Source organism: Marinomonas ushuaiensis DSM 15871, assembly GCF_000521805.1.
Classification (GTDB): Bacteria; Pseudomonadota; Gammaproteobacteria; order Pseudomonadales; family Marinomonadaceae; genus Marinomonas; species Marinomonas ushuaiensis.
In genome coordinates, this window is the sequence record NZ_JAMB01000023.1 from 1 (window position 1) to 12,621 (window position 12,621).

The 12,621-nt window shown below is 39.3% G+C and carries 12 protein-coding genes; 1 reads left to right on the plus strand and 11 read right to left on the minus strand.

From position 1 onward, the window contains the following. Positions 1 to 69 precede the first annotated feature (69 nt). The 5 genes from MUS1_RS15300 to MUS1_RS15320 form a co-directional block, all read right to left on the minus strand. On the minus strand, positions 70 to 684 hold the full coding sequence (locus MUS1_RS15300; protein ID WP_036164039.1) for a UPF0149 family protein: 615 nt from the start codon (positions 682 to 684) through the stop codon (positions 70 to 72). 90 nt (positions 685 to 774) lie between these two features. Beyond that, complete coding sequence (gene parE, locus MUS1_RS15305) at positions 775 to 2,673, minus strand: DNA topoisomerase IV subunit B (RefSeq protein ID WP_036164041.1); 1,899 nt, start codon at positions 2,671 to 2,673, stop codon at positions 775 to 777. A gap of 130 nt (positions 2,674 to 2,803) precedes the next feature. Further along, positions 2,804 to 3,385 carry a YqiA/YcfP family alpha/beta fold hydrolase gene (locus MUS1_RS15310; RefSeq protein ID WP_036164042.1) on the minus strand — a complete coding sequence of 194 codons (582 nt, stop codon included), beginning with the start codon at positions 3,383 to 3,385 and terminating at the stop codon, positions 2,804 to 2,806. Positions 3,386 to 3,428: 43 nt separating this feature from the next. Then, the gene (locus MUS1_RS15315; protein WP_051436400.1) at positions 3,429 to 3,920 is read right to left on the minus strand and encodes a DUF1249 domain-containing protein; all 492 of its coding nucleotides are present in this window, start codon (positions 3,918 to 3,920) and stop codon (positions 3,429 to 3,431) included. Positions 3,921 to 3,971: 51 nt separating this feature from the next. Next, positions 3,972 to 4,592, minus strand: a complete 621-nt coding sequence (locus MUS1_RS15320; protein WP_036164044.1) for an NUDIX domain-containing protein — start codon at positions 4,590 to 4,592, stop codon at positions 3,972 to 3,974. A 132-nt stretch (positions 4,593 to 4,724) separates the two neighbouring features. Here MUS1_RS15320 and MUS1_RS15325 point away from each other — a divergent pair, with 132 nt between their 5' ends. Continuing rightward, entirely contained in the window at positions 4,725 to 5,300 is a 576-nt protein-coding gene (locus MUS1_RS15325) for a DNA-3-methyladenine glycosylase I (protein WP_036164046.1), read from the plus strand. 71 nt (positions 5,301 to 5,371) lie between these two features. Here MUS1_RS15325 and MUS1_RS15330 read toward each other — a convergent pair whose 3' ends face one another. The 6 genes from MUS1_RS15330 to MUS1_RS15355 all read right to left on the minus strand — a co-directional run bounded on the left by MUS1_RS15330 (position 5,372) and on the right by MUS1_RS15355 (position 11,253). Next, complete coding sequence (locus MUS1_RS15330; protein ID WP_036164048.1) at positions 5,372 to 7,480, minus strand: motility associated factor glycosyltransferase family protein; 2,109 nt, start codon at positions 7,478 to 7,480, stop codon at positions 5,372 to 5,374. Next, positions 7,470 to 7,766: a hypothetical protein gene (locus tag MUS1_RS15335; protein WP_036164050.1), complete on the minus strand. Its 297-nt coding sequence runs from the start codon at positions 7,764 to 7,766 to the stop codon at positions 7,470 to 7,472. The genes MUS1_RS15330 and MUS1_RS15335 overlap by 11 nt, the downstream gene beginning before the upstream one ends. Further along, positions 7,766 to 8,200 carry a flagellar export chaperone FliS gene (gene fliS, locus MUS1_RS15340; protein ID WP_036164052.1) on the minus strand — a complete coding sequence of 145 codons (435 nt, stop codon included), beginning with the start codon at positions 8,198 to 8,200 and terminating at the stop codon, positions 7,766 to 7,768. The genes MUS1_RS15335 and fliS overlap by 1 nt, the downstream gene beginning before the upstream one ends. Positions 8,201 to 8,237: 37 nt before the next feature. Next, positions 8,238 to 9,845 carry a flagellar filament capping protein FliD gene (fliD, locus tag MUS1_RS15345; RefSeq protein ID WP_036164054.1) on the minus strand — a complete coding sequence of 536 codons (1,608 nt, stop codon included), beginning with the start codon at positions 9,843 to 9,845 and terminating at the stop codon, positions 8,238 to 8,240. Between the two features lie 37 nt (positions 9,846 to 9,882). Next, a complete protein-coding gene (locus tag MUS1_RS15350; protein WP_036164056.1) occupies positions 9,883 to 10,299 on the minus strand; it encodes a flagellar protein FlaG in 417 nt (138 codons plus the stop codon). A gap of 69 nt (positions 10,300 to 10,368) precedes the next feature. After that, positions 10,369 to 11,253 carry a flagellin N-terminal helical domain-containing protein gene (locus MUS1_RS15355; RefSeq protein ID WP_036164058.1) on the minus strand — a complete coding sequence of 295 codons (885 nt, stop codon included), beginning with the start codon at positions 11,251 to 11,253 and terminating at the stop codon, positions 10,369 to 10,371. Positions 11,254 to 12,621: the final 1,368 nt, after the last annotated feature.

Genomic DNA, 12,621 nt, shown 5'->3' on the forward strand with positions numbered 1-12,621 from the left:
TCCAACTATTGGGGGTCACTTCAATCACGGTTTTTTTTGTATTTTTTATGATGGAAAGTTCGCGAATAATTAATGGAGTATGCGGGTTTCCACACTCTGGGTATCGGTTTGTATTTCCGGATGAAAATGCTTAACCAAGCGTAGTATCGAAGGTTCTAACATTTCGCGCCAGAAAGTAACTTCTTCATCCTGCATCACTTGAACTTTATCCCAACCTGCTTCTGTACCGAACAAACGCACTGGCGCTAGCACTTCATCAAAGAATTCTCTATCGCCAGATAAGCCAATTCCAATAAGCTTTGCTCCTCGAATAAAACCAACACACCATTCTTCGACGAGAATATTAAATTCACCGTCTATTTCTTGTTCTAAATAGACAGGATAAAAATCGCCGAATAATAAGTTATTCATCGTCTCCATATACATGATCAAGATAAGACTCAAAAACTCATCTTCTTGTTCTGTAGAGTCCCACTTAGGCTGGTCTTCGTCCGCTCCCCAAATAGCATTTAGCCAAAGGTCTGGTTCCAACTCTTGTACTGAACAACCCAATGCTGTTAAAAACCCGTCCAATTCAGACACACACAATAGTGATCTATCCGTTCCGAATGTCATCAAATAGTGGTCGATTTTTTCATAAAGGACTTCTTCACTGATCACATCATCGTCTTTCATTTCAGACATTCATTCATTTCCATTTGATTAGGCTATTTTTAATTAAACTATACGGTATATTTTAGCGGTACTCGCTATTAAACGACAAAGATATTTGGACTAATCAACTATCGCTAAATTTCCGTATGTTTCTAACCAGCTCTTTCTATCCCCCGCTCGTTTCTTAGAAAGCAATTTATCAAGCAGCTCGTCTGTATCTGGTTTGTCCTCCATTGTTAGCTGTATCAAACGACGTGTATCGGGCGCCATGGTCGTTTCACGTAGTTGTGATGGGTTCATCTCACCCAAGCCTTTAAAGCGCTGTACGTTTGGTGTTCCACGTTTATTTTCAGCAGCGATTTTATGTAAAGTGATGTCTTTTTCTTCGTCATCTAAGGCGTAATACACTTCTTTGCCAAGATCGATTCGATACAAAGGCGGCATAGCAACAAAGACATGTCCGTTATTCACTAAGGCTGGAAAGTGTCGAACAAACAGAGCACAAATCAATGTTGCGATGTGCAAACCGTCCGAATCGGCATCGGCCAAAATACAAACTTTGCCATAACGAAGGCCACTTAAATCATCATCGCCTGGGTCAACGCCAATGGCGACAGAGATATCGTGGATTTCTTGGGAGGCTAGCACCTGACCAGAATCCACTTCCCAAGAGTTCAAAATCTTACCGCGTAATGGCAAAATTGCTTGAAAATCTTTTTCACGAGCCTGTTTAGCAGAACCACCAGCGGAATCACCCTCCACCAAAAAAAGTTCGCTTCGAGTGGAGTCTTGACCTGAACAATCCGCTAATTTACCCGGTAATGCAGGGCCTTGAGTGATTTTTTTGCGAACCACTTTTTTACTGGCTTTCAAACGTTTTTGCGCACTGTTGATAACAATGTCAGCAATTTGCTTACCATCGTCAACATGCGAGTTCAGCCACAGACTAAATGAGTCCTTAACCGTGGCAGAAATGAAGGCAACAACCTGACGAGAAGACAAACGTTCTTTGGTTTGTCCTGAAAATTGAGGCTCTTGTATTTTGGCGGATAAAACGTAGCTACAACGATCCCAAACATCTTCTGCTGTTAATTTGATTCCGCGAGGTAACAGATTATGGAAATCACAGAACTCGCGAATGGCTTCCAGCAAACCCGTTCGTAAACCATTAACGTGTGTACCGCCTTGAGCTGTTGGGATCAAGTTGACATAACTTTCAGTAACGAGTTCACCACCTTCCGGTAGCCATTGCACAGCCCAATCTACCCCCTGTGTTTTTTCCGTTAAACCACCGATAAAAGGCGTTTCTGGCAATAAGACAAAACCTTCGTTTGCCAGTGCTAGATAATCTTTTAGACCATCTTGGTAAAACCATTCTTCACGAACTTCTTCACTGCCGCTTTGGTCAATAAAAACCACATGCAAACCAGAACACAATACCGCTTTGGCTTTTAATAAATGCTTAAGACGGGATAAAGAGAATTTTGGACTATCAAAGTAGGATACATCCGCAGTGAACTTTACTTTTGTTCCTGTGTTTTTCTTGCCAACGGTACCTATTTCTTTCAAATCAGAGGTTTTAAAACCGTTTTCAAAACCAATATGGTATTGAATACCATTACGTCTTACCCAAACCTCTAATGAAGTCGATAAGGCATTTACAACCGATACACCCACACCATGCAAACCACCAGAAAATTGGTAATTATCACCAGAAAACTTACCACCGGCATGCAGTTTGGTCAGAATCAGTTCGACACCAGACACCCCTTCTTCTGGATGAATATCAACGGGCATGCCTCGTCCATTGTCTTCTACACTCAAAGATCCGTCTTTATAAAGAATAACTTCTATGCGATCCGCATGACCTGCTAAGGCTTCATCAACTGAGTTATCGATAACTTCTTGCCCAAGGTGATTAGGGCGGGTGGTATCCGTGTACATTCCAGGACGTTTTTGTACAGGCTCTAAGCCACTCAGAACTTCTATCGATCCAGCGTTATATTCTTTTGCAGACATGGGTGTTTTTCTTCCAAGTTGATCATGCGAGATAGGGTTGATTCTTCATATCGCATTCGAGAGTAAATTAGATGACTAGAGTCTATCACTGGTTTTACCTAGAGTGAAATAGTCCAATAAAAGCAGTGTTTTAGTCGATTATTATTTCAGCAAAACGGAGTATTTCTTCCGTAAATCGCTCGAATTCAATAAACCGGTGATCACCGCCTTGCTCATGAGTTAACCGATTTGTTTGAGGAAAAGCTTTCAGTGCTTCGCGATAATCCAATACTTCGTCACCTTCTTGCAACATCAGCCAATATAATGCGGGCGCTGGCTCTGTCACAACCAACACTTCTAGTTCTTTCATATGAGCGAGTGTTAATTCATATTCTTCATCGGTATAGGGATTGGTTTGTGGCCCTAAATGATCTTTGAGCAATACAGGAGCTTGTACCGCAGGGTTTACCAAAATAGCGTTCAGGTGGTATTTTTCAGCAAGATAAGCAGCATAAAAACCACCTAGTGAGCTACCAATCAGCGTAATACCTTGAGATTGTTTTTCTTCAATAATGGCTTCTAATTGCTTGATAGCCATTGCTGGCTGCCAAGACAAACGAGGCGAAATTACCGCATTAGCTTGACCTATTTGCTTAGCGGCTTCGCCAAGTAGAGTCGCCTTATGAGATGACTCAGAACTGTTAAAACCATGGATATACAATAATGTTTTCATCTATATTCTCAGTCGTCCTTTAACCTTTTTATTCTTAGCGGTGCTAGGCAAATTGAAAGGACAAATCCCTATTTAGTCTATGCCCATGTTTTAAGCAAAGTTCTAACAAATCAGCTAACTGCTGATTTAAACGGAATTTTTCGTCTCGATGTAACATGGCATCGTTTGGATAAGGGTAAGAGCCACTATATTGTCGATGTCCATCTGTAATCTCAGCGATTTTCATATCATGATACAAACGCACCGTCATAGACAGCGTTGTTTTAAATAACAATTTTTTAGGAATTTCAGGGCCAAACTCTAGCATAATTTCAGAAGTAAAACGGCTTTCTTGACCAAGAGTAAGGCGTAAGCGACTTTCTTGCTCACCTACTGTATGGATAGAAAAGTGCCAAGCCTCCAAGGACTCTTCCCCACGCATCAGTTTACCGAGACGACGATAATTCAACTCACCGAGCATCTGTAAGCTAACTAAATCAGGGACGTATTGGTTCATTGTTTTCTTTATCATTTGAGCCTTTTTAGTACCGGTCATTCTTGTCTCTTTCTCATACCAGTATAGATTAAACAAGTAATATAAATTTATCTAATCACACCAACGCTTTAGTAAATTCGTTTTATTCAAGGCGAACCATTGCAACCCCATGATGGTACTGGCGTTTTCTATATCTTGCTTTAGTAAATCAATCGCCTCTTCTGAGCGCATCAAGTGCAGCTTAATGTCTTCGTTTTCGTTATCTAGACCATGTATTTTTGTCACATCAACGAGGCTTGAATCAAATTCTCCAGCATACATTCGTAAAAATTCCACTAAACCACCGGGTGAAGGAACAAACCTAAACATGTATTCAAGTCGTTTTACGGTAACTCCAGCTTCTTCAGACGCCTCACGGCGCGCCACGTCTTCATCGCTTTCACCTTCTTCGACCATTCCAGCTACTAGCTCAAGCAACCAAGGAGAAGAACGTCTCAAAACGGCTGGACGAAACTGCTCAATTAATAAAACCTTATCTGCAACAGGATCAAACAAAAACACACAGACAGCATCATTACGAACCATCATTTCACGGGTCATGGGATTACTCCATTCACCATTAAATTTTTTATGTCTTAAGGTTAATTTACGCATTTCAAAAAAACCTTTGTAGAGGCATTCGTCTTTTAATAACTCTACATCTTGCTGTCCGTAAGTTGGTTTAAACTTCATATTATCCCGTCCTATACAAACCACTATTCTGAACTAGGTCTGATATGATTGATTCATAGAGGCTAGTTGTATTATCGCTAGCATGAAAGAAAATAGCGTCATCAAAATGAATAAGCAGCTGGAGCATCATTAATGGAATCTGTACGTTGTAATTGGTGTTTAGGATCTCCTGAATACATTCACTATCATGATAATGAATGGGGCATTCCTGTTTACGATGATCAAATGCTCTTTGAATGCATTGTACTAGAAAGTGCTCAAGCGGGTCTAAGCTGGATCACTATTTTACGCAAACGAGAAGGTTATCGTGCCGCGTTTCATAACTTCGATCCGTTAAAAGTCTCTAAAATGACGCCAGCGGATGTTGAGCGTTTAGTGTTAGATAAAAGCATTGTTCGCCATAGAGCAAAAATAGAAGCAACCATTAATAACGCCAAAGCCTTTTTGAAGATTGTCGAAGAATTTGGCTCTTTCAGTGATTACTATTGGGCATTTAGCGATAAGAAGATCATTAACAACCAAATAAAAGCTCACGAAGATATACCTGCAGTCACAGAGCTATCTACCAAGTTTGCGAAAGATTTAAAGAAAAGAGATTTTAAGTTTCTCGGTGCAACAACCTGCTATGCCTTTATGCAAGCAACAGGCATGGTGAATGATCACCTTGTTGATTGCATTTCACGAAAAGAGCATAAGTTAAATGGCTGAAGAAATAGCTTGGAAGCGCCCTTTAATCAAAAAGAGCACTTTCAAACTCACAAAAGCACCTTCGGATTTAGTTAGCCATTATAGAAAGTAATCAAATGGTCGTTCCCTTCATCAACATACTCAGATGCCTGTTGAAGCATACTTGGCATTTCTTCCAGGAATTCACACCAAGGACCGAAAAGATGACGAGCACGAGAAACCGTTTCTGCTTCGTCTTGATACTTAAACAAAAACTGTACAATAAGAAACGCAGAATAAGTAAAAGAACCAATTAACAAATCGAATATATGGCGATGCACACTGCCTTTTAGGAAGTATATTTGACGATGGTGTGACCAAAGTAAATCACATACTTGCTCTCTCGTGACAATACTTTCATCCCAACCTTGTTGAAGTGTTTGACTAATTTTACGAAAATCATCGACAGAAATAATAACTTCTGCAGATTTCCCCGCTAATGCTTCCGGAGGTTCAGTAAAGAAAACTTCCTCTAATATATCAATCACTTTTTCATGATCGATTTTAGGCTCCATGATTAAAACGTCTTCAATTCGTAGTGGTGTTACACCTTCTATTTTTGCGCCATCAGATAAATTAAAGCTAGCAAAACTTCGACGTTTATTTAACATTCTAGTTAATGATTCGAGCTGCACTCTAGACGTATCCATGATACCAGCAGCATGAACGGTACCACCGAAATTCCCTTCTCGCTCAACCAACTTTGCTTCTTGAAAGCTTTGAAAGCCAGATTCTTTACCGTCTTTATAATAGCCACTATTAATGGAGTGGTGGCTTCCTTTGTCTTTAAAACCGTTATCCACACCGAGGTAGTAAACATTATTGAAACCGAAGAGGTGAACATAAGACAAAGCCAAATTAGCAACAATCGGATTACAATAATTTAGCTGAACATACTCTTTATCATCACCTTGAGCACGTGCTTGACTCAACATTAAAGAAGTAATCGCTTCACCTGGTTTCATCGCCATACCAGAATGTTTGAAACAATCAAAAAAACCAGGGTGCATAACATTGACAGATAATCCCCAGATTTTATCCAAATAGTCTTGGTCTAAAAATAAGAACTTATCTACCGTTTGCTTTAAACGCTCAATATCCACATGAATATCTGGCGTGATACCAAGTTTTTTCAAGGTATTAATAGTGGAGCCACAAGAAATCAGTAACACTTGATCTCGCACTTCTTTCACTAGCTCAATACCTTGATCCAAAGAAGGACCATTCCCCAGTATAAATACCGGAATATTTGTTACCCATTTTGGCAAGGCTTCACGCCCTTGGAAATGTGCAACTTTTGTTTTGGGTAATGAGCTCAAGCCTTGAGCAACACCAATAAGCGCATCATCAAAGAACCCCCACCCCATCACTTGGCGAGCATATTGTTTTTTAAAATTTTCAATGGCGCTGTTGTTTTCAGGACTACTATAAGCCACATGCAAATAGGTTTCTGGTGCCATGAAATAGCCATTTTCTTCTAACTGCTGCAAATATTTTTCAGTAAACTCTTCAGGATTAGTACCTAAGAAAAAATGAATGGTTCGACCATCATTGTTAAATGCTTCTAAAATATTTTCCCATTCAATCGCAAATAACGAATAGTAGAAAAAGTCTAAATCACATTCATAAAGGTACAAATGCTTTATATCTCGCTGAGCAAGAATCATTTCAAGCTGGTAGCCAAATTCAATGCCAAATAACATTGTCGAGCCGACAAACTGAGGCCATTCTTTTTGCAATTGAAGACCTTCAGACTGTAACGCAATTTGATCTAGAATTTTATTACTGTAATAAACATGACGGCTTGGGTGGTTATCAGTACGATCCAGGTTCAAAACTGTTTTGTTGGGTGTTTTAAAAGCCAACGCAACTTTCTTTGCAGCTTGCTCTCTAGGATTTGAAGAAAACAGTGGCGCCCCAATATCTTCACGATAAAGGTTAAGTTCACCACTTTCTTCCATATAAATATGACGTTTTTGTGGCTGGTAGTTTTGAAAAGATTCGAATATATGAGGCATGATGTTAGAAAAAACAGTCATGTTTCTTAAGTAGCGTTCAGTAAACTCTTTATCGTTTTCTTTGAGGCGCGCAGCACCTCTTTCAAACATAGAAGCAAACGCTTGTGCATGCTCAAGAGAGGGTGAGAATTCCTCATTCTGCATTTTTTACGCCTTTGTATTTATTGACATTTTTACGGGTTTTATTCGTTTGATAAAGCTGTTTTTGCATCTCGACATGCACATCACGAATAAGACGAGTTGCAGACTGATGGACTGAAATGAAGTGCTTTATAGACTCATTTCCTTGCTTATCATTAACAAGAGGTTCAATGGTTCGAATAAAGTCGTCATTGACTTGGCATAACCGTTGAATCTCTTCAATATCGTTATTAATAACACTTTGCTCTAATGCTTCGCTCAACGTCGTCAAATGCGACATATCAAACATTACACAACACCTACACGAGCGTCATCTTGACCTTCATAAGCAGCTTGTTTATCCGCCGCAGATATTTGATCCCAAGCACCTTTAATTTGTAGAATCAGCCCAATGACTTGATCAATAATGCTCGTATCTTTACTAGCACTTGCCTCAGTGATTCGTACTGTCATGTATTCATAAAGCGTTTCGAGATTATCCACAAGTTCAGGGTTAACATCTCTGTCTAAAGCGTCTCTTAATGCGTTAATAATTTCAACTGCACGAGTTAACGCGGCAGACTTTCCTTCCCAATCAGAACGCTCAATACAACCTTTTCCCAAAGCAAGCTTTTCAAGTGCACCTTGCATTAAAAGTTGAATGACTCGATGAGGGTCTGCAGAAGCTAAATCGGACTTTATTGAGTCCTTTCTATAAGCCTGAATCCCTTTACTCTTGTACATATACAACCTCGTTATTTCAAATATTCGGTTTCAAAAATTACATTTTTGCCAAGACAGAGTTTAAATAATTGCCCTGTGCGTTCATATTAGCCAAACGAGAATCCAGACCAGTGAACTTAGCACGAAGCGAATCTTCATAACGAACCATGCGATCTTCGTATGCTTCTAAATCACCTTCAGAGCTGTCTATTGAATTACGTACAGAGTCTTTTAAGGAATTTGTCATTCCGCTAGAGCCAGTATAGTTGTCCAGAAGATTTTCTAACGATTTAGCCAAGCCTTTTTCGCCAGATATTAATGGCGCAACCTCGCTATAACCTCTTTTCATTGCAGCTTCAAACTTACTGTCATTAAGGCTCAACATACCTTGATTGTCCATTTTCACACCGAGGTCAAAAATCGACGTAAAGGTACCTGAACTCGCTTGGCTGCTCATTAACTGTGTTGATAAAGAGGACTGAAGATTACGAATCATGCTGTTGCCGTTCAAGGCCGCATTTTTATCCGTACTCTGTTGGAATAAATTCACTAGATCATTATAAGAAGAAATGAATTCTTTTATTGTTTCTTGTACCGTTTTTTGATCAAAACTGACATCGACTTTTGTCGTTTTTTCTGTCAAATCTATTGCTTCAATAGATAGGCCTGCTACAGCGTCATCAAATGTATTCGTTTTATTTCGAATCTGAATTCCATCTACCGTAATAACGGCATCTTGAGATTGTTCGCCAAGCGGCGTATACAAACCAGCGAACACGCCTTCGGTAGAGACTGAGTTTAAACTTAACTCTGCATTTTTCGAGATAGAAGAAACATCTTCAGGCTCTTCGGCATCTACTGGCTCTATATCGGCAACAGCCGCTAATTCAGCTTGTTCTTCAACTTCGTCTTCAGGGATTTCACCATCATTAGTAAAATCAACATCGTCTCCAGCTAAATCCAACTCATCAACAAAAGGTTCTTCTTTTTCTTCTACTGGTATGTCGTCATCTTTATTTTCAACTGGATCGATAACATTGCCTTCATCGTCTTTCTCAATAGGCAAAGTGTTCGTGATTTTTAAAGTGTTTCCAGCCCCTTGAATGGAAGAGGTGACTGTAAAAAATAAATTTCCGGTTCCATCATCGACCAAATTAGCAGATACACCAAAATTATCTTCAGATGTATTAATTTGATTACGTAACTCGGATAAAGTTGTGCCGGCACGAATATCTAGCGTAAATTCATTATCGCCAGCTTTGAAAGTCAGTGCGGAATCTATTTTACTGATGACATCTGCGTCAGAGGAAAAAAGCCCTGGCGATGACATAACACGACTGCCCTTTGCTAATTGATTAACATCAACAGCATAAGAACCATTGGAAGCGGTATTGTCTGTAGTAACAGAAAGTACTTCTTCACCCTCTGTTTGAGCTATTCTTGCATCACGACCAGTAAAAAGCTCATCATCGCCGAGCGCTTCTACAATCGATTTAAAATTATCAATGGCTGAACCCACTCTGCCTAATGCAGATAATTCGGCTTCGTACCCACTGATTTTATCTTGATAAAGTCTGACTTTGGCGTCTTTTTGAGCACTCACCATTTCTTTGACGAGGGACTCTAGATCCATACCAGACCCTACACCCAATGAGCCAACCGACATAACTTTATCTCCTAACGCTCTACGTTATTTACTTCTGTCAAACCTCACTGTTGACCAAGGAACCCTTGACCTCACTCAGCTCACTCATAATAGCATCAATTCTCTCTGACATTTTAAGAAAATCTTCAGTTGGAATTTGACGAACCACATCACCAGTTGTCTGATCCAATACTTTTACTATGTTTTGATTTTCTCTCATTTCAAAGGTTAATTGCACATTTAATTGAGACATTTTTTCATTCATAGCCTCAATATCATACGCCTCTACTTTTCCAAAAGAATGGGAAGATCCAGTATTGCTATCATCCTTGTTTGCTTTATTTGTATCGGCAGAGCTTTGAACAACTTTAGCATTAGCTTGACGCAATGCAGCAAACTCCTCTGTGGCACGAGACTCTGAGCCCAAAGAGTAATTAACACTTTGCTTAGAAAAATCACTGGTGTTAATTGACATAACAGAATTCCTCCAAATAAACAAAAGCCGGGGTTAAAACCCCAGCCTTTTCGCTACCACATATTGCTATTAGCCTAATAGAGACAAAGCAGTTTGTGGACGTTGATTCGCTTGCGCCAAGATCGATGAACTTGCTTGCTGAAGAATTTGCGTACTTGTTAGTTTTGCAGTTTCTTCCGCGAAGTCAGCATCACGTACACGAGATCGTGCAGCAGATACGTTCTCAGAAATATTACTTAAGTTGCTAATCGAAGAACCAAAACGGTTTTGAATTGCACCCAAATCTGCACGTTTAGAGTCAACTGCAGAAATCATAGTATCCAGAATATCAATCATACTTTGAGCATTAACAACAGACGATACAGAAGCACTTGTACTACTTACTTGAGCAGTAGAAGAACTACTTGATAAACCAGACATTGTGAAGCCAGCATTAGCAGCGAAATCAATAGAATTGTTCGCACCGCCTGTTTCCATGCTGAAACTAATGGTTTGGTTTGAGTCTGCACCTACTTGGAAAATACCCGCGAAATTACCATCCAACAAGTTTTCACCACCGAAAGTTGTAATTTCAGCAATACGGTTAATTTCTGTAGACAGCTGTTTAACTTCTTGCTGCAAAGCCAAACGGTCTTTGTCTGAGTTTGAACCGTTTGCAGACTGAATAGACAAAGTACGCATACGTTGCAACATGTTAGTTGTTTCATCCAACGCACCTTCAGCCGTTTGAGCCAAAGAAATACCGTCATTGGCGTTACGTACAGACTGATTTAAACCATTTACCTGAGAAGTTAAACGATTAGAAATTAGTAGACCTGCTGCATCATCCGCTGCGCTATTAATACGCTTACCAGAAGACAAACGCTGAAAAGAAGTATCTAGATCATTACTAGAGCTCATCAACTGACGTTGCGCACTTAAAGATGAAGTATTTGTATTTACATAAAGAGCCATCACAGCCTCCTAGAATTTTTCATTAAACCCTGCAGTAAGCAGATCGTATTAAGGTTTTCGACAAGACTTTGAAAACCTTTAATCATTTTAGGAATTTTTTTTCCTTAACTCGGAAAAAACCTTCCTACATAGTGGCAAATAAATGCCTAACCAATTGTTTTAAAAGAACTTAAAAAACAATTTTATTTTAAAATTATTTTTCTAAAAAAATGCACAATTAACTTAAAAACTGCATTTTTGCTCAAAAAACACTCAAAAAATAAACATACCAGTATTTTTTATACAAATACTGACGGAAAACTTTCAGTCACACCTTTGCTCACCTAAAACCCAGAAATGAACAAACGTCGTAAGAAGGCAAAAAACACCCTTCTTAGGTAAAGAAATGCCTATGTAGAGACAAAACATGCCCTTACCTAAAAACTGTTTAAAGCGCCTAAAAAGCAATCATTTATAGAGCCCACAAAGATTAAATACAGTGCGTCTTTCTCTCTCATGACCTGTCAAAATTAATAATGCTTTCGCCAAACTCTACTCAGCTGCATCAATAAAAATGTTTGCCTCAGAAAAAAGACAAAATGGTGCCAACACTCACAGCTAAATACTCATCAAATACAGCCCTTGCTTTCGGAAAAACACATCGACAAACAGGTCCCATGAAGCAATCCGCTATTCATGCGATCCCCCATCGAAAAAATGACACCAAAGCCCGCCATAAAACTGTCGGCACAAACATTCGCCATAGCCATAAAATATGAAACCTAATAAAACCAGAATCATGGCGTAAACTATCCATTGATGGTCACAAAGCCTTTGTCATAAAAAAGACAAAATGATGCCAACACTCATAACCAAATATTTATCAAATACAGCCCTTGCTTCCGGAAAAACACATCGACAAGCAGGTGCCATGAAGCAATCCGCTATTCATGCGATCTCCCATCAAAAAAATGACACCAAAGCCCGCCATAAAATTGTCGGTACAAACATTCACCATAGTATTTCCGCCATATACTTTTCATGATCATTTCGCCATAGCCATAAAATATGAAATCTAATAAAACCAAAGTCATGGTGTAAACCACCCATTGATGGTCACAAAGCCTTTGTCATAAAAAAGACAAAATGATGCCAACACTCATAGCCAAATATTTATCAAATACAGCCCTTACTTTCAGAACAACACATCGACAAACAGGTGCCATGAAGCAATCCGCTATTCATGCGATCTCCCATCAAAAAAATGACACCAAAGCCCGCCATAAAATTGTCGGTACAAACATTCACCATAGTATTTCCGCCATATACTTTTCATGATCATTTCGCCATAGCCATAAAATATGAAATCTAATAAAACCAAAGTCATGG

Coding starts and splice junctions, on each gene's coding strand:
- MUS1_RS15320 (WP_036164044.1), bottom strand. CDS start 4,592: ATGAAGTTTAAACCAACTTACGGACAGCAAGATGTAGAGTTATTAAAA.
- MUS1_RS15330 (WP_036164048.1), bottom strand. CDS start 7,480: ATGCAGAATGAGGAATTCTCACCCTCTCTTGAGCATGCACAAGCGTTT.
- MUS1_RS15335 (WP_036164050.1), bottom strand. CDS start 7,766: ATGTTTGATATGTCGCATTTGACGACGTTGAGCGAAGCATTAGAGCAA.
- MUS1_RS15325 (WP_036164046.1), top strand. CDS start 4,725: ATGGAATCTGTACGTTGTAATTGGTGTTTAGGATCTCCTGAATACATT.
- MUS1_RS15350 (WP_036164056.1), bottom strand. CDS start 10,299: ATGTCAATTAACACCAGTGATTTTTCTAAGCAAAGTGTTAATTACTCT.
- MUS1_RS15300 (WP_036164039.1), bottom strand. CDS start 684: ATGTCTGAAATGAAAGACGATGATGTGATCAGTGAAGAAGTCCTTTAT.
- MUS1_RS15355 (WP_036164058.1), bottom strand. CDS start 11,253: ATGGCTCTTTATGTAAATACAAATACTTCATCTTTAAGTGCGCAACGT.
- MUS1_RS15315 (WP_051436400.1), bottom strand. CDS start 3,920: ATGACCGGTACTAAAAAGGCTCAAATGATAAAGAAAACAATGAACCAA.
- MUS1_RS15310 (WP_036164042.1), bottom strand. CDS start 3,385: ATGAAAACATTATTGTATATCCATGGTTTTAACAGTTCTGAGTCATCT.
- fliS (WP_036164052.1), bottom strand. CDS start 8,200: ATGTACAAGAGTAAAGGGATTCAGGCTTATAGAAAGGACTCAATAAAG.
- fliD (WP_036164054.1), bottom strand. CDS start 9,845: ATGTCGGTTGGCTCATTGGGTGTAGGGTCTGGTATGGATCTAGAGTCC.
- parE (WP_036164041.1), bottom strand. CDS start 2,673: ATGTCTGCAAAAGAATATAACGCTGGATCGATAGAAGTTCTGAGTGGC.